The sequence below is a fragment of the Paenibacillus sp. UNC217MF genome (assembly GCF_000686865.1).
Lineage (GTDB): Bacteria > Bacillota > Bacilli > Paenibacillales > Paenibacillaceae > Paenibacillus_B > Paenibacillus_B suaedae.
This window is the reverse complement of the sequence record NZ_KK366029.1, coordinates 359,767-376,599: the sequence shown is the minus strand read 5'-3', so window position 1 is coordinate 376,599 and position 16,833 is coordinate 359,767. Positions and strand designations below refer to the sequence as shown.

15 protein-coding genes are annotated in these 16,833 nt (G+C 47.2%); 3 read left to right on the top strand and 12 right to left on the bottom strand.

Annotation, left to right across the window (positions count from 1 at the left end):
• Positions 1-531 precede the first annotated feature (531 nt).
• From murB to BP95_RS0125985, 6 genes are all read right to left on the bottom strand, one after another.
• The gene (gene murB, locus BP95_RS0126010) at positions 532-1,449 is read right to left on the bottom strand and encodes a UDP-N-acetylmuramate dehydrogenase (RefSeq protein ID WP_021256157.1); all 918 of its coding nucleotides are present in this window, start codon (positions 1,447-1,449) and stop codon (positions 532-534) included.
• Between the two features lie 874 nt (positions 1,450-2,323).
• The gene (locus BP95_RS0126005; protein WP_028533596.1) at positions 2,324-3,280 is read right to left on the bottom strand and encodes an ABC transporter permease; all 957 of its coding nucleotides are present in this window, start codon (positions 3,278-3,280) and stop codon (positions 2,324-2,326) included.
• Positions 3,273-4,199, bottom strand: a complete 927-nt coding sequence (locus BP95_RS0126000; RefSeq protein WP_028533595.1) for an ABC transporter ATP-binding protein — start codon at positions 4,197-4,199, stop codon at positions 3,273-3,275. Before BP95_RS0126000 ends, BP95_RS0126005 begins: the two co-directional genes overlap by 8 nt.
• Before the next feature lie 98 nt (positions 4,200-4,297).
• Complete coding sequence (locus BP95_RS0125995; protein WP_231515201.1) at positions 4,298-5,314, bottom strand: acetoin ABC transporter permease; 1,017 nt, start codon at positions 5,312-5,314, stop codon at positions 4,298-4,300.
• Positions 5,301-6,182: an ABC transporter ATP-binding protein gene (locus tag BP95_RS0125990; protein ID WP_028533593.1), complete on the bottom strand. Its 882-nt coding sequence runs from the start codon at positions 6,180-6,182 to the stop codon at positions 5,301-5,303. The genes BP95_RS0125995 and BP95_RS0125990 overlap by 14 nt, the downstream gene beginning before the upstream one ends.
• On the bottom strand, positions 6,179-6,565 hold the full coding sequence (locus BP95_RS0125985) for a GntR family transcriptional regulator (protein WP_028533592.1): 387 nt from the start codon (positions 6,563-6,565) through the stop codon (positions 6,179-6,181). Before BP95_RS0125985 ends, BP95_RS0125990 begins: the two co-directional genes overlap by 4 nt.
• Before the next feature lie 195 nt (positions 6,566-6,760).
• Here BP95_RS0125985 and BP95_RS0125980 point away from each other — a divergent pair, with 195 nt between their 5' ends.
• The gene (locus tag BP95_RS0125980) at positions 6,761-7,645 is read left to right on the top strand and encodes an alpha/beta hydrolase family protein (RefSeq protein ID WP_021256163.1); all 885 of its coding nucleotides are present in this window, start codon (positions 6,761-6,763) and stop codon (positions 7,643-7,645) included.
• A 117-nt stretch (positions 7,646-7,762) separates the two neighbouring features.
• Positions 7,763-9,130, top strand: coding sequence for a Na+/H+ antiporter NhaC family protein (locus tag BP95_RS0125975; RefSeq protein WP_021256164.1), 1,368 nt, complete (start codon positions 7,763-7,765; stop codon positions 9,128-9,130).
• 226 nt (positions 9,131-9,356) lie between these two features.
• Here BP95_RS0125975 and BP95_RS0125970 read toward each other — a convergent pair whose 3' ends face one another.
• Positions 9,357-11,627 (bottom strand): fibronectin type III domain-containing protein, encoded by a 2,271-nt coding sequence (locus BP95_RS0125970; protein ID WP_021256165.1) that lies wholly within the window; start codon positions 11,625-11,627, stop codon positions 9,357-9,359.
• Positions 11,628-11,890: 263 nt separating this feature from the next.
• Between BP95_RS0125970 and BP95_RS0125965 the strand changes: the two genes are divergently transcribed.
• Positions 11,891-12,313, top strand: a complete 423-nt coding sequence (locus tag BP95_RS0125965) for a hypothetical protein (RefSeq protein ID WP_021256166.1) — start codon at positions 11,891-11,893, stop codon at positions 12,311-12,313.
• A 150-nt stretch (positions 12,314-12,463) separates the two neighbouring features.
• On the opposite strand, the gene nadE is transcribed toward BP95_RS0125965, so the two are convergent.
• From nadE to BP95_RS0125940, 5 genes are all read right to left on the bottom strand, one after another.
• Positions 12,464-13,273, bottom strand: a complete 810-nt coding sequence (gene nadE / locus BP95_RS0125960) for an ammonia-dependent NAD(+) synthetase (RefSeq protein WP_021256167.1) — start codon at positions 13,271-13,273, stop codon at positions 12,464-12,466.
• Positions 13,274-13,360: 87 nt separating this feature from the next.
• Positions 13,361-13,795, bottom strand: coding sequence for a BrxA/BrxB family bacilliredoxin (locus BP95_RS0125955; protein ID WP_021256168.1), 435 nt, complete (start codon positions 13,793-13,795; stop codon positions 13,361-13,363).
• Between the two features lie 199 nt (positions 13,796-13,994).
• Positions 13,995-14,105 carry a hypothetical protein gene (locus BP95_RS33640; RefSeq protein WP_005543361.1) on the bottom strand — a complete coding sequence of 37 codons (111 nt, stop codon included), beginning with the start codon at positions 14,103-14,105 and terminating at the stop codon, positions 13,995-13,997.
• Between the two features lie 55 nt (positions 14,106-14,160).
• Positions 14,161-14,922 (bottom strand): hypothetical protein, encoded by a 762-nt coding sequence (locus tag BP95_RS0125945; protein ID WP_231515212.1) that lies wholly within the window; start codon positions 14,920-14,922, stop codon positions 14,161-14,163.
• 43 nt (positions 14,923-14,965) lie between these two features.
• Positions 14,966-16,756: a two-component system sensor histidine kinase NtrB gene (locus BP95_RS0125940; RefSeq protein ID WP_028533590.1), complete on the bottom strand. Its 1,791-nt coding sequence runs from the start codon at positions 16,754-16,756 to the stop codon at positions 14,966-14,968.
• Positions 16,757-16,833: the final 77 nt, after the last annotated feature.

Genomic DNA, 16,833 nt, shown 5'->3' with positions numbered 1-16,833 from the left:
TCTTGGTCTTGGTTTTTGCTTCGGCATTTGGCATTTGGCATTTGGCTTCGACCGACAGCATTTTACGACGTTGGTGAGATCAATGCAACTAATTGAACACACTTATCTGCGCGTACTACTATTTTGTACACTGGGAATAGACAAACAAGAGAAATGTCTATACAAAGGTGGACAAAGACGATAGTATATCCTCCACACCTGAATTTCTATATATAGAAACAAATACGGACATATATCACCACATATAGATAAAAAGGACTTCTGGGAATATACCTTCCCTCCGAAAATGTGTCCACTATTTGAAAGACATTTTAGTGTTTTTTCCTCCGCAAGAGGACAAATCACACACCCAAATGCCATCACTAGACAAACAATACAAACAACAAGAGCCCTGTGGATACACCAGAGGAATTCCATCAATGTTGGAATTAGGTTCTGGCCTCCATAGGGCTCTACAACATTTGCAACGGATCTGAACTGTGTGTTCCGATCCGTTTATCTCAAACCGTTTACAAGATCAGGGGGTTGTGATTATTCGTCTTCGCCGATGATGCGAACTTCAGTTTCGAGCTCGACGCCGAATCGTTCGTTAACTGTCTTTTGTACGTGGCGAATAAGAGAGATATATTCGCCTGCAGTCGCATTGTCCACGTTAACGATGAATCCTGCATGCTTCGTGGATACTTCAGCACCACCCAAACGCGTTCCCTGCAGACCGGATTCTTGAATGAGCTGTCCCGCGTAATGCCCCGGAGGACGTTTAAAGACACTGCCGCAAGATGGATATTCAAGCGGCTGCTTCGATTCACGCAAAAATGTTAGTTCATCCATCTTCGCCTTAATTGCATCATATTCTCCCGGCACAAGTGAGAACGTTGCTTCTAGCACCATATATCCTTTCGGACCGATGTTGCTGCGGCGATATCCTAATTCAAGCTGCTCCTTGGTAAGCCGAACTAGCTCCCCTTCCGGCGTAAGCACCAGCGTACTCTCTAATACATCCGCAATCTCTCCGCCGTATGCACCAGCATTCATGTACAATGCTCCACCTACAGAACCCGGTATGCCGCAAGCGAATTCAAGTCCCGACAAATGATGCTCCCGCGCGGCACGCGATACGTCGATAATTGCCGCACCGCTCTGCGCGATGATCTGATCTCCGTGGCGTTCGATTTTGTTCAACTTGTTCAAATTGACAACAATTCCTCGAATTCCGCCATCCTTCACGATTAGATTGGAGCCGAATCCAAGGATCGTTAGCGGCAGTTCATGCTGACGTGCGAAATCAATGACAACTTGCAGCCCTTCGTAATTATCGGGCGTGACATACAAATCGGCCTTGCCACCCATTCGGGTATAGGTATGTTCTTTGAGCCATTCACCTTGTTTTATCGAATCTTCCGCAATCCGTTTACATAATTCATGATACCGTTCTGAGAGGTTATGCATGCTATTCCATCCTTACTTATCTTATTCATTCAACCTTACCATTACATTCATTTCACATTAACATCCATTATAGCCATACCAATACGAGAGTGTTCGCCTATGTGAAGCTCTCTATCGTTGTATGGACGTTCCTTTACATACATTCCAGTATATCAAATTTTCTCAGACAATTAAGATGGCAAAAGTCACCCCTTGTCCAAGCCCGCATGCATGCCCCTAGTCTCATGAAAGATAATCAGTACGCGGGGCCACTACTCCAACATATGCACGAACATGGGCGAATGGCAACAATAGTGAGGGCGGCGCATTGATAGTGAAGCTGCAAATGATGCAAAATCCTGTTGCATGCAAATAAGAACAAGTTCTGATGATACGCAATCAAGATGCAACTGATTCGAAACGGCGTTAATGCTCTGCTGATGCCGCTCAATCAAAGATAGAGATGATTCGCAAATGTGTTACACGCAAACATAAATAGAGACACTGAACCAAAAGGGGAGATGATTCTTCGTTGTGTTGCATGCAAGCATAAATTGATAACACCAATTCTAAGAGGTAGATGATTCTTCGCTGTGTTACATGTAAACATAAATTAATAACATTGAATCAAAGGGGTAGATGATTCATCAATACGTAACATGCAAGCATAAATAAGATTTGAGACCTTATCATCGAAGTTGTCTTGGTGATTGAAATACGCTCGTTCCATACTACAGTGGCATAGTACGGTTACAAGTATGCCTTCAACGAATGTCCATTTCTTCATTCATGGTCCAAGGTCATTACTGGGAAATAGGAAGTCGGAAGGTGCAGAAGGTGTGAATGTACTCAGAAGCAACAAAAGCCGCCTATCCAAGTAGGCGGCCCAGCTCTATTATCCTGCTACATCTCTCTTTGTAAAGGTAAGCCAAGAAACAACGTGAAATGCAAGGAAGTAAACAATCAGCACGGCAATCGAGAAGCCGAGCGTCATATCCGGGCGGAGTGGTGTTCCCTCGAAATACGGACGGAGGTCGATATTGGCGAACAGTATATATTTCCCCCAGCTATAATGCGCGAAGAGCGCTGCCATATTTCCGCCAATGAGCAAAAAGCACAGGGAAAATGCGATAGCCATAGACGAGCTGCGGAATGCCGCCGATATCATAAAGGCCAATGTCACAAACATAACTAGCTCAATGATACTGAACCCATAATCCTTCAGCAGCGCAAGCAGCCTCGAACTTTCTACAATTGCACCGTCTTCTCCGATACCTATGAGTGACTGTGAGAAACCTCCAAAACCCTCAACAACCCCTCCTACCAAAAAGGAGAATAGAATATTGATTGCAGTAAGAACAAATGCAAATTGGAGGGTAGCCGCATACTTGCTCAGTAATATGCGGGTGCGTGAGGCTGGCCCAACGAGCAATAACTTGATCGTCCCCCACGAATGTTCGGCAGCGAACATATCCGCTGCAATAACAACAGTAAATAGAATAACAACCAGCATCAGCTTCGAAGAAAGATTCACGATGCTCCATATGTTCAAGGCATGCGGATTACGATTATGCTCCAGGTAGTATTCATTGAGATGGATCCGGTTCGTTAGCTCCTGCTTCGCGTCCGGCCCAATATTTCCACTGGTGTCTGCAAGCTGCTGCTTCAAATGTTCATTGGATTGGACAAGATATTGCTGCCATCCCTCACCCTTGCGAGGATCTTTGTCAATTTCCATAATACTGGTTAGCAGCACAATAACAGCCATAAGTATTCCGATCATAATCCATGTACGAGGGCGCCGATATATCTTCATATTCTCGTTCTGAATGAGATTGTAGTAACTAGACAATACGCTCCCCTCCTGTCAGCTCCAAAAATTGATCTTCCAATGACAGATTCGCCGCTTGAATGCCGTACACATCGATGTCTGCATGCACGAGCGCCCTTGTCAGATCAGGCACCCGCTTGCGCCCTGCCGAAATATGAAGCTGGCCTTCATCAACATGCATATCAAGATCGGGCATCATTGCAGATAGCATCTCCCAAGCTGCCCTCGGGTTGTCGACATCAATCACGATATGCTGCGTATCCGCTTTCTCCTTCAAATGCCTCATCGAGCGAACATCGATCAGCTTGCCAGTCTGGATGATCGCAACTCGATCACACATCAGCTCCATCTCGGACAATAAATGAGAGGATACGACGACACTGATGCCTTCTTGATGCGCCAAGTTGCGCAAATAATCTCGCAGCTCACGGATACCAGCTGGATCCAGCCCATTCGTTGGCTCATCGAGAATTAATACGGAAGGCTTGTGCAACAGCGCTTGAGCGACACCAAGTCGCTGCCGCATACCCAGTGAATAGCGCTTTACTTTCTCATGAATGCGATTTTCCAACCCAACGAGCTTCACGACCTCGTCAATCCGCTCTTTCGTTATGCCCGAATGTCTTCGTCCGTAATATACGAGATTTTGATACCCTGTCAAAAACTTATACATCTCTGGATTTTCCACTATCGCTCCAATATGGGTCATTGCCTGCTCGAACTCCTTGTGCACAGGAATTCCTTTCACGTAGATTTCACCAGATGTCATCGAAATTAAACCCACAATCATCCGAATCGTTGTCGTCTTGCCCGCCCCATTGGGACCCAGAAATCCAAATACTTCTCCCGCCGGAACATCAAATGACATCTGATCCACAATCGTGCGCTTGCCAATTTGTTTGGTTACATTGCGAAGCTGAAGAACTGCTTCTGAACTCATAAAATCCGAACCTCCCAACAGAAAATAACCCTCTGAACCTACATCCCCTGAACATTAAATATAGACGACTCTCTCAACCAGCAGCAAAATCTATATTTCTATCGACGCGGGCGCATATGTGTCAAGGTTCGAATAATCAGATAGCAAAGAACAGCTCCAACCCCTGCTCCGCACACATATGCAATCCTTCCCGGAGAAAAAAAGTCATAACCCACAGTTCCCCCGTACAGCGCTGCAAATATGACACCTAACACAATATAAGCCTTTTCTATAGCAGGGAATACAAACTGTTTGCCGTTATTCTCCGTACGATTGCGGGAGTACAGCCACATGCCAGCGAGTAATAACAATATCGAAACGATACTTATAAACCCATACGAATATCCAGGCCCTTCATGCGTGACCCAATTCCCTACATTAAATCTGTCCCATACGCCAATATCAATTACAGATTGAGCGGATTCTGACACAGGGATCATGAATATATGAATGAATTTTCCTATTACAAACCGCAGAAAATCAAATAGAGTCATGCAAAGCAGAAACAACAACGCCTGCATTGACCATGTTCCTGTAAAGGATCCTAGGAACAAGGTAAGCGTGTATATGGATACTGCTACAAAAATCATATGGAGTCCTCGTACAACTATCTCCCCTATAGAGACATATTCACTTACATGCGAGGATGCGAGCACCACGAAATCTAATCCCAGTGTAATAACAATTGTGCTCACAATGTACACAATACCTACCATCCATTTGGTCAAATACAATATCCATCTTGGATAAGGCAGGGCAAACATATGCTCATTCACCTGATTTCGCCGTTCCTGACCTAATAGCCATATGGACAATACAAAGCTACCAAGGATGATAAAAATCAAACCACCGCCATAATCGTTATACAGATTATCGCCTGCACGGCCATCTTGATATACATAGGTAACATTCTTAACAAATGTATCCCTCATCGACTTAGAAGCCCACCACAACTTCCACATATGCGTATAAACGATAGGAAAAAAACTCGCCAGCAGCATGAGCCACAGCAGTACGCGTGTCTGACGATACTCCTTCCACCAGAGCGCCTTTACGAACAGCTTATGCTTCATCATCGTTACCTCCCGCCTTCCCGATAAACCAATCCTCTAGCGTCAATGGGAGCTCATCGACGAGCAGCGGCTTCATCTCTTGCAATTCTGTCATTGCTTCATTCGACTCTAGGATAACCGTATATACACGGCCGACCTGTTGTAGAACGAACACATCTTCCCGATGCAGCCACATCGGAGATTTATCCCCGTTAAATACAACCTGCAGCTTCTTCATCTGCTCGCGCAAAAGCTCCAGTTCCCATATATCATCCGTTCTCCCATCTCGCAGCAGAACCACAGAATCGGCAATCCGATCAAGCTCACTGAGCATATGTGACGAGATGACAATGGAATTGTTCTCATGGAGCGAGTCGACAATTAAGCTGAGGAGCTGTTTCTTAGCAACGGCATCGACGCCATTCGTCGGTTCGTCGAATAGGATCAACCCAGCCTTCGTTGCAAGACCAAGCGCCGTACTGAACAGCATCTTCATCCCTTTGGACAAGGTGCGAACTCGCTTGTGCATCGGCAGCTTGAACCGCTCCATCGCCGACGTAAAGAAGAACAAATCGAATTTGGGATAGATCATTCCGTACCACGCAGCACATTCCCGAATCGTGTACATTTCTAGCGCAGTTGGAGCATCGGGTACGAATACAACATCCTGCTTGCATGCCACATGTGTGTGCGTGTGAATATCCTTGCCGTCATACGATACACTGCCCTGATCAGGGTCGTATACCCCAACCAACGTCCGCAGTAAGGTGGTCTTACCCTCTCCATTCCGTCCTACGAGTCCAATGATTTTCCCTGGTTCAATCGTAAAGCTTACTCCGCGAAGTATCGGTTTCCCATCTATTGCTTTATGGATATCCGTCACTCGCATCATGATTCATCCCTCCACCATTCCTCCGAAGCTTGCTCCACCATCTCTATAAATTCCTTCCGTTCCAGCCCCAAATGTTTCGCTTCAACGGCGATGCGGTTCAATTCATCCTTCAGCTTCGTCATTCGTTCATTCGCCATGCGAGGGACAGGTGTATCCGCAATGAATGTTCCTTTGCCTCGAACCGTCACAATAACTCCTTGGCGTTCTAATTCCTGATAAGACTTGCTCACTGTATTTGGATTTATTAACAGCATTGTCGACAACTCCCTCACGGACGGCACCTTGTCTCCGCTTTGCAGCGCTCCCTGCGCAACTAGAGCCTTCATCTGTTCGACGATTTGCTCATAAATTGGCATAGCGCTCTGTTCATGTAATCGAAACATGGCAGCCTCCTTTCACATTTGCAATTACGTAGCAGCTTCAAATAGATTCGTTCACAAGTGTACTACTTCAACTAGTACACATAGTACACCTGTAAACCTAAATATGTCAATACATTTAGTGGAATACCATGCACCATTTTTCTTATTCTGTGTTACAATATGGCTGGATATTATCAGACCAAGGGGGTCGGATTAATGAGACATTCATTTACGCTCACATGGGAAGGGCAAGAACGCATTTTGCGAGGCGATGCCTTCACCCCTGGCAGCACCTTCAATTCAAAGGAAAAGCCAAAGAAAGGTGTGCTTCTTGTAGCCCACGGCTACAAGGGATTCAAGGATTGGGGCATGTTCCCTTATGTCGGTGAACAGCTAGCTGAACGCAGCGGACTCCTGACCCTAACCTTCAACTTTACATACAATGGTGTCGGTCCTTCGCTCGATCGCTTCGATGAACCTGAGCGATTTGCCGTTAACACCTATCAGCGAGAGCAGGAAGATATAGATCGTCTCTTCCACTGGATACGTTCGGATAAATTTGGCCAGTGGATAATTTCTGAAGGAATCGAATATGATGTAATGCCGGAGACACCCATTTACTTGCTCGGACATAGCCGTGGAGGCGCAAGCAGTCTGCTCTATGCACTCGACCACCCAGATGCGGTAAGTGGCGTAATTTCGTGGAATGGTGTAACGAATATGGATTTGTTCACGGGACAACAGAAGGAGGAGATGAGGCAATCCGGGCGTTCTGCCGTTATTAATGCCCGCACCAAAGAGGCATTGCCATTAGATCTGGTTATGCTGGAGGATTTGGAGGCCAATGCAGAGAGATATGCATTGATTGAACGTATGAAGAAGGCTCATTTCCCCCTGCTTCTCGTTCAAGGCTCCGATGATTTGCCTGGATTCCGCGAGGGATCGGCACAGCTAATTGATAACTATCCTGCAGCGAAATGGATAACCATTGATAATGCCGGACACACCTTTAATACGGTTCATCCCTTCCAAGGCACGACCCCAGCACTTGAAGCTGCAATCGAGGCAACCTCGGACTGGCTTCATCACCACCCACATTGAACTGCCAGCGAAGAACGACAGTACAACCTGAACGTAATCTGCTTGAACCATCGTGATAATTATTGCTTGCATGATAGATGCAGCATTAGAGTATAAGACAGGAGTTGCCTAATTGCCATGTTATCGAAACAACAGCTGATTACGGTCATTATGACTACCATTGCAGGACTAACTGCAGCTTATTTGCTTCATATCCCACTCCTTATTGGATTTGCACTCGGCTTCATCGTTCTCACCATCTTATCTAACCGCCAAGGCAATGCATGGACATCTCTGCTTCGTTATATGAGGGATGGCGCCAAGCATACACTTGGGGTAGCCTGGATACTTATTATGGTCGGACTTATGATTCCCGCATGGACCATAAGCGGAACGATCCCTTATCTTATCGAACAGGGGTTGTCTTGGATCGATCCTGCTTATATGACAACACTCACGTTCTGGTTCTCCACGATCTTCTCCATGCTGCTCGGGACTTCAACCGGAACACTTAGTGCTGTAGGTATCCCTATGATGGGGGTAGCTGCGATTGCAGGCGTTCCTTTGCCGCTTATGGCAGGGGCACTTGTCTCCGGTGCCTTTGTCGGAGACCGGACATCGCCATTCTCCAGCACGCATCGTCTTGTCGCGGATTCTACAGGGACGAGTGTCGGTCGGCAATACCCAGCTCTCATGCCTACCACACTGCTCGCACTGGCTTCAGCGACTGCATTCTTCATGTGGTTCGATACACAGGGGAGGTGGACTGTACCGGAACAAGCACTGCGCATGGAATCATTCGATAGCCACTTCACCTTCAGTCCTTGGCTGTTCGCTCCTGCTGCTGTCTTGATTATCGCAATCTTATTCCGACTACAGGCTCGCATCGCCTTTACCATGTCCATTATTGTTGCGCTCGTGATCGGTACATGGCTGCAAGGAGCGACGCCAGTCGAATGGGTGAATGGTTTCTTGTTCGGATATGAAAATGCCGAGCTCCCTTCCCTTCATACGAAGGGAGTGCTGCATATGATTGAGCTTGTCCTATTTATTATGATCGCGGGTGCTTTTAATGGCATATTGGAGGCTACTCGTTCGCTGGAGCCGTATATCGCTGCCTTTATTGGACGCAACAGCGCTCTGCCAGGAGCAACCGTCCGTGTCGGTTTATTCGGATTATCATTAACCCTTGTATCCTGTACGCAGACACTGCCAATTATGATGGCAGGCCGGAGCGTGATGCCGCTGTGGTCGGAGCGTTTCCCGAAGGAACAACTCGCAAGGGTGATCGCGGACAGCGCGCTCGTCTTTGCCGCTATTATCCCTTGGAACCTGCTTGCGGTACTGTGCGGCACAATATTGGGTATTCCCGTTCATCAATATGCACCATTCGCAGTCTTCCTCTGGGTTATTCCAATCTGGACACTGCTCGTATCATGGGTAATTGGCCACAGACGAACTCGCAAGCTGAAACCGGCACCTGCTCCAACGGTGCAAGGATTATAACCGAGACTCCAATTTAAGATCATGGCGAAGTGAATCATCTAAAAGCGATAACAATATAAATAAACCGGTTCTACTATGCAGTAGGAACCGGTTTATTTATTTCTGCTTTTGGTTCTATACAGTATTATATCGAATATGTGACGTAGCCAGACTACTGCTGATGCGCACTCTTCTTGTTTTTCAAACCGTAATTCCGAAGCTTCCCGATGTCGCCAATTCGCCAAGCTTACTGCTTGCCATGAGTAACCTGAATGGGATCCGAATTATTCCTTGCTCCTACCGCCTTAATTACGAAGCGATAGCTCTGCTTAGAATCTATGTTCTTAAGCACATAACTATATTCGGATTGACTTGGAAGGGCTGGGATATACAGACTCCAATTTTTCCCCACCTTATCATCCTGCTCATATATTCGGAAACCTCTAACAGGCTCCGATCCAACGGCAGGACGGCTCCACGACAGAATCGCATCTCTGCTCTCGAACTTCAGGTTGGCTTGCTCCACCTTGCCAGGCTTGCCGTCCGTTCTTTTAATGCTGTACTCGTCGTATTTCTTAACCTCTTCGTTCTTTGCCGCCGTATAGGACGTGAATTTCAAAACATCGTTCGATATCGAAACATCAGTGAACATCTTTTTGAACGGCTGTGCGTCAATGACTGCAAAATAATCGTCATACCCCGGATGTTTTTCGTAAAATTTCCCGCCTACTGAATTTGTCATGAGGTACACGGAGCCTTTCGGATCGACTACATTTCCCTCTTTATCCTTCACCACGTTTTTGATTGGCTTATCATTGAGCATTTGGTAGGATCTCATATACATATGGTCGTGGGCCTCGAACACAATATCAATTCCCAGCTCATCGAATACGGGTACCAAGTATTTTTTGTAGAACTGGATACGGCCATCTTCCCACTGTCCCGCATTGTCTCCTGCCGAGTAAGGGCCTTTGTGGAGCGACACGAACTTCCATTTCTTATCAGTCTTTGCAACCTGATTTCGCATCCAGTCCAATTGAGCGTTGAATTCGGGATCTACCCACTCTAGTTCTCCTTTTTTATTCAATCCGCCCTCAAACTGGGAATTGAATTGCATGAAGAGCGCGTCCCCATATTCGAACGCATATACGGAACCGTCGTGAGTACCTTTCACTACATCCTTCGGCAAGTTAAAATGGTTGTAGAAATTATTGTTGTCCGTAGTTTCGTCCCCATCGTAATCTTTCACCTCATGGCCGCCAAGCACGGGCACGAGCGGCACTCGGGCAAGTTCCTGCTGAGGGAGGCCCAGAAACCACTGCCACTGTGATTCCAAATCACCATTGTCGACCAAATCCCCGGTTAATATAAAGAACTTCGGATCCCCGATATGTTCGATCGCTCTGCGGAACGTATCCTGCCAGAGTTCGAATGTGGATTTGCTAGAGGCTTGCGAATCCGATCCTACGATAAAATGAAAATCTCGATTGTCTGCGTGATCCGTAGTAAATGAGCCGATAGCTCCCCATCCATCCGCATCCCCATTTCCTGCCCGATAACGATATGACGTCCCCGGCTTCAGATTATCAGCCGTGACCTTATGGCTTGCGAATTTCGTTTTTTTCTTGGAGGATCGATCACCTTTTACCATGAACGTCTCGATAATGTCGGAACTTCCCGTATAAGTAGTCGCCTTAGCTTCCGGAAATGTGCCGTTCTCCATTTCGGAGGCTTCCACCACCTGCAGCTTCGTGCCAGATACCTCCTTCGGCGTATACCAAGCAAACGCCAGGCTTGTCTTGGTACCTCCATTGAAGGTCATGTTTAATAACTGCGGCGCCTTGAGTGAGCTGTTCGTTTTGGGTACGCCATGAACAACGATATCCTTGATTCGACTTGAGCCCGTATCGCTTATCGAGCCGCTGCCTGACACTTTTGAATCAGAGTTTACGACCCAACGAATATATAATCGCTCCCGATCGGCTGCACCGCTTGGCAGCGCAATACCGTTTAACGAGCTGGCAGAACTGTATTCCGTGCCTAGCACAAGTGTGCCTTTTTCAACGTCCGTCCACTTGGCCAGATCCGTGCTAATTTGGAGCTTGAAGTCTCTAGGCCCAGTACTGGAGGACTTCTGCTGCGAAGATACTGTAATTTGCTCCAGTCCCTTCGTCGACAAGGCGGCTAGCCAAGCCTTCTTGCCTTTGCCCTTGTCCCATCCTTGATAACGGATGCTCTTTTCGTTCTCATCGAATGTAAATCCTGTTCTGGAACTCCCACCGACCTCCTGGATAAGCGTAGCGGAATCTTTGGATAAACCGGATGCAGCATAGAAGATGCCTGGATCGTTCTTTAAGTTTGCAAATTCCCATTTAGCTACAATCTCTGCACTGGCGGACACGTTCAGTTCTTCCTCCGCGCGAGCAGAGCCCATGCTGGAGACTGCCAGCATAATAACCGCTAGCCATACTGACAACACGCGATAACCATTCGCCAATTTAAAACGCTGCTTTGCCATTCCATCGCCTCTTCCCATTCAATGAATTGAGTTCCTAGATATTGAATAGATAACAGAAAAATACAAAACTAGCTACTTACATTATACATATTATGGAATAAATGAGCTACTGAATTATTCACCGGATTGCATAAGCCGTCACAATCCGTTCACTTGTTTTTTCGGTTCAATCTGATAGAATACGAGTAATTCTCGGAATAACATTCTTCAGCACAGCAGCGCACTCATGCTGTACGCAGACACAGTCAGCAAGGAGGATACCTATGACGACTCTATATTCGGACTTACGCACGAATGCCAATGTCAAACATTCTATTTCTACACTCCAGCATCTCCTAGCGTCACTTACTCAGCAAGAAGTCATCACATGTCATCTCCCATTCATCGAGCATACGCTTTATCCTGAACATTCGATTTTCATATATACAGAACAGCAGCTTAATCATCCAGAATCCCCATTCCGTTTGAAACGAAAGCTTCAGGAAGATGAAGTTGTCATCGCCTATTTAGAATCCCGTGGATTGCTCGTTGCCGCTGGCTCTGAATCTGCATTGTCTACAGCTTGCCTGAAACTAGGCAGCCTGTTTGAGGAACAGTGCGCAGTACAGCCGCAGGCCGCACGCCCTCGATTAAAAGAAATATTCTGGCAGGGCGTATCCCATGATGCATATCCTCGCGCGATATAACCGAAAGTGAAGGCGCAATAAAGCTGGCATGCATGATACCGAATAGTTTGGAAAACGCCCAATGTATACAAAAAGGCAAGCATCCAGTGCGATGCTTGCCTTCTGTCATAGGTAACTGCTTTTCAGCGGCGTACCTGTTATATCGTTCCTTTAAATGCCGGGAATCGGGGAACGCTTATGTTCCGTCTTCTGATATTGGCGCTCGATCTTCTCGCGCACGTCATCCGGTATGTTCTTACCTTCGAGATAGTCGCTATTATGCTCGTACGTAATGCCAAGCTCCTTCTCATCGGTTTGGCCTTCCCACAGGCCTGCCGTTGGTGCCTTATCAATGACGCTAGCAGGGACACCAATATGCTTCGCGAGTTGGCGCACTTGACGCTTATTCAGAGAAGACAATGGCGTAATGTCCACTGCTCCGTCTCCCCACTTCGTATAGAAGCCAGTCAACGCCTCAGAAGCGTGATCAGTACCTACAACTAGCAAATTCAGATCAAAGGCAAGCGCGTATTGCACAACCATCCGTGTACGAGCCTTCATGTTTCCCTTATTTGGAACACTCAAGGAACGTGCTTCCGGCAGCTGCTTAAGCGCTGCTTCTACCTCTTGGGCGGCTTCATCAACCGCTTGGGCAATATTCGTTTCTACCGTATGTTTCAGATTGAATGCTTGCGCGGTTGCATAGCTGTCAGAAATATCTGCCTGAGTACCATAAGGCTGGAACACGCCAAGCGTCATATACTCCTTGCCTGTCTCCGCAGTCAATTCATCCGTCGCCTGCTTGCATAATCCCGTCGCAACCGCACTGTCAATCCCGCCGCTAATCGCGATCAGAAGCCCCTTCGTTCCTGTATTCAACACATATTGCTTCAAGAAGTCGACCCGCTTGCGCACCTCAGCATCTGGATCGATCTGTGTCTGCACGTTGAAGCGCTTGATAATCTCTTGCTGTAAACTCATTATTTCGTCCCCTTCCTACAAGCATCCGTGCTTGGCCTACAATTCTATAGAAAATCCCCGCATCACAAGATGCGGGGCATAGTTAACTTAGCGGCAGAACTTATCGTATGCAGCCGTCAGATCAGCAGCAATCTCCTCTGCTGAACGGTTCTCTACTTGATGACGCTCGATGAAATGCACCAGCTCGCCATCCTTCATCAAAGCGATCGATGGAGAAGAAGGCGGATATGGCGCGAAGTATTCGCGAGCCTTCGCCGTTGCTTCCTTATCTTGCCCAGCAAATACGGTGAACAAGTGGTCAGGTGTAGCATCATTCTCTAATGACTTGCGTACGCCTGGACGGCACAGTCCAGCGGCACAACCGCATACTGAATTGACAACAACAAGTGCTGTTCCCTTCGCTGTAGCCAGCTTCTCTTCCACTTCCTCTGGTGTTCGCAATTCAACGCAGCCGATGGAAGTTAACTCGTCACGCATAGGTTGAACCATATCACGCATATATTGCTCAAAAGACATGGACATCCGTACTTCACTCCTACTCTATAAATAATTCCGTTGTCAGTGATGGATGAGTACCATCGGACACTGTCGCTACTATTGTAACCATTTGTAGTGAAGTAAAGCAAGGGAAAGCCGAAACCGATAACGGTTCCGGCTCACTGACTTCTACCAGTTAGGCCCTCATTACTGAGGAAGCTCCATGACCGAAGATCGCATCCTTCTACGTAGAAGGGCGATTCGGACCATTCAACTTCTTATCGACTCCGCAGGTATCATTCGCAGCGCTGTTTTGCTTGTCTTGCTTGCGCTGTTCCTTTGAATCTTGGCTCATCGCATAGGCCTCCTTTTCACAAAGTCGGTTCTATTATGCTCAGGCAGCAACTGACCTATCCTTGTGATGCAGGAGGCTCTACAGGCATTGCAGCCTCGGCCTGCGTATTCTTATGCCCCACTCCCCGCTCTCTACTGCGGGTTACCATATAACCTACCGCTAGCATTACACTGTAGATCCACTGATCCACTGTTAAGTACATCCATGTAGATCCACTGCCATATGCATAACTTCCAAGCATGCCGACCACACCGCATACAACAAAGGCGATCTGTGCGTCAATAAGCGATCCGAGCCTTCTCTGACGAGACCAGAGCAAGGCCAGGAGAACGATACAACCGAGCGTCTCAGCCGGCGGTATCCCCTCCACCTGGAATCCACTAAGCTGAAGCAGCGGTGTAAATCCCGGGGCCTGTCCACCATTAAGCGTATAGAGCCATCCATATGCCGTTACGAAAGTCAACATACTATGCGACAATAGATCAATGAGCACGGGATAAGACAATTGATGCTTGCGTATGTATAAGGTCGTCCATACAATAATGCCAAGCACAAGCAGGATGTTGCCCTCTGTGGAAGTGCCTGTCATGTACAGCAGCGAACGCGGCTGCCGCCACAGAATTGAGGGCGTGTCCCATAGAAATCCGAACTTCTCATTGAGTATGACGACTAGAATAACCGTCATTGCCCAATCTCCATAACGGCGCGAGATTCCACTTTCCGCGCGTGCCCGGAGCGCCACCGCCCCAGCTGCTAGAAGCAAGGAGAGCAGGCTAACGAGCAGGCCCCAATGAATTGTAAAATTGCCAAGCTGCATGACGCTCACCCTATTCACCTCCAAGCTTCATATTAGCGAAAGACTAGACTTGGTTCAATGCTTCCTCCTTATCCGGCTGCATATTCCCTAGTTGTACTGGATGCTGTGCAAGTGAAGAGTCCCATGCAGCTGTCGGGACATGAACCGGAGATTGGCTCGTCTGTTCTAGGCGAAAGGCTGCCTCAAACACCGTTCCATCTTCCCCCGTATGCACCTCTATCGTTCCATCATGCTGTTCGACAATACTCAAGCACAATGGCAAGCCAAGGCCCGTCCCCTTTGATTTCGTTGTGTAAAATGGCTCAAATAGCCGCTCCACAATGTCGGCGGGAATACCAGACCCTGTATCTTGAATACGCAGCTGCACTTGCCCTCCAACAAATCTTGTTTCGAGCGTAAGCACGGCCTCTGTGTCCATCGCTTCCATCGCCTCCATGGCGTTGCGCGACAGATTCAGAATAAGCTGCTTCATCTCCTTCACATTGACAGGGAAAACCGGCACATTTTCCGCAAGCTTCAACGCAATCTCTTGACCTCTCATATTTGCATCAGCCCAAAGCAACGGTGATAACTGATGAATAATGTCATGAAGGTGAACCTGTTCTTTCTCAATAATACGATTTTGCGCTAAAGCAAGAAAGTCGTTAATGATGCTGTTTGCTCTATCGATCTCTTCCATTACGATTCGATAGTATTCCTTCAAATGCGCGGGACTCTTTTCTTGGAGCAGCTGTATGAACCCACGAATAACCGCCATTGGATTACGAATTTCGTGCGTGATGCTTGCCGCCATCTGCCCGACTAAGCTTAAGCGATCCATCTTGCCCAGCTCTGCACGCAGCTTCGACAGCTCCGTAATATCATGCAGCATGCCGACAGCCCCTGTTATCGCTCCAGTAGTCTCGCTTCGAATCGCACTTGTACTAACGACGTACTCTCGTTCGTCCAATTTCACTACTACGCCTTCCATCTTCTCTCCCGCGAGTGCACGATACATGCCGTCGTACAAAGTTGGAATATCCCCCACCTGTGTCAACAGGCAGCGAAAAGGGCGGCCGAGAATGTCTCCCTTTGTCACATGAGGTGCTGCATTCTGCATACTGCGCAGCATCATATCATTTAAAGCGGTTATATTGGTCTGTGCATCGACCGCGATGACACCGAGCGGTGTCGTGTCTATTAATAGATTCAGCTTCTCTGCTTCTTCACGATATTTGGTAGAGACGATTTCATATCCTTGTACAAGGAATAGCTTCTCCCTCGTCTCCTCCATATAGTACACAGCTAAGTAAGCGGTTAAGAAAAAGGCTGCTCCTAGCATGAGCATCGATAGAAGCATACTGCCATCAATAACTCGTTCATGCCTCCACAGCAGCACTCCATAAACCAAGGAATAGAGAACAATACCCGCGAAGGAGAAGGACAAAATAATAGTGACACGTTGGCGGAATCCGGATTGACGGAAAGAATTAATAAAAGCAAACAATAGCGGGATCATATAAAGGAGTGCATCACTCCACAGCTTCTGGGGATGCCCATCGTGATAGAAAAAACCAAGCATACCTATATATAATCCAATCATGAGGAACCCAACCCGATATCCACCATACATTACTCCTATCATAAATGGCAAAAATCGAAAATCAAAAGGCTGGGGCATTTCTGTATAGAAGGTAAATACGATGCATAACAGCATAGAAAAAGCAGAAGACAATCCTATGACGAGAGGGGCGCGGGACACCCGCTCTGGCTTCAAGGAGCAGACTTGATAGGCAATCGCTGGTATGCAGGCAATAAGGCTTTGCAGTAAGACTTCCTTAAGTGCTACGTACATACGGTTCTCCTCTTGTCAGGATAGAAAATGGTAAGATTGGCTTGATTAAAGCATAAAAATGAGGGCTTTTCAATGGA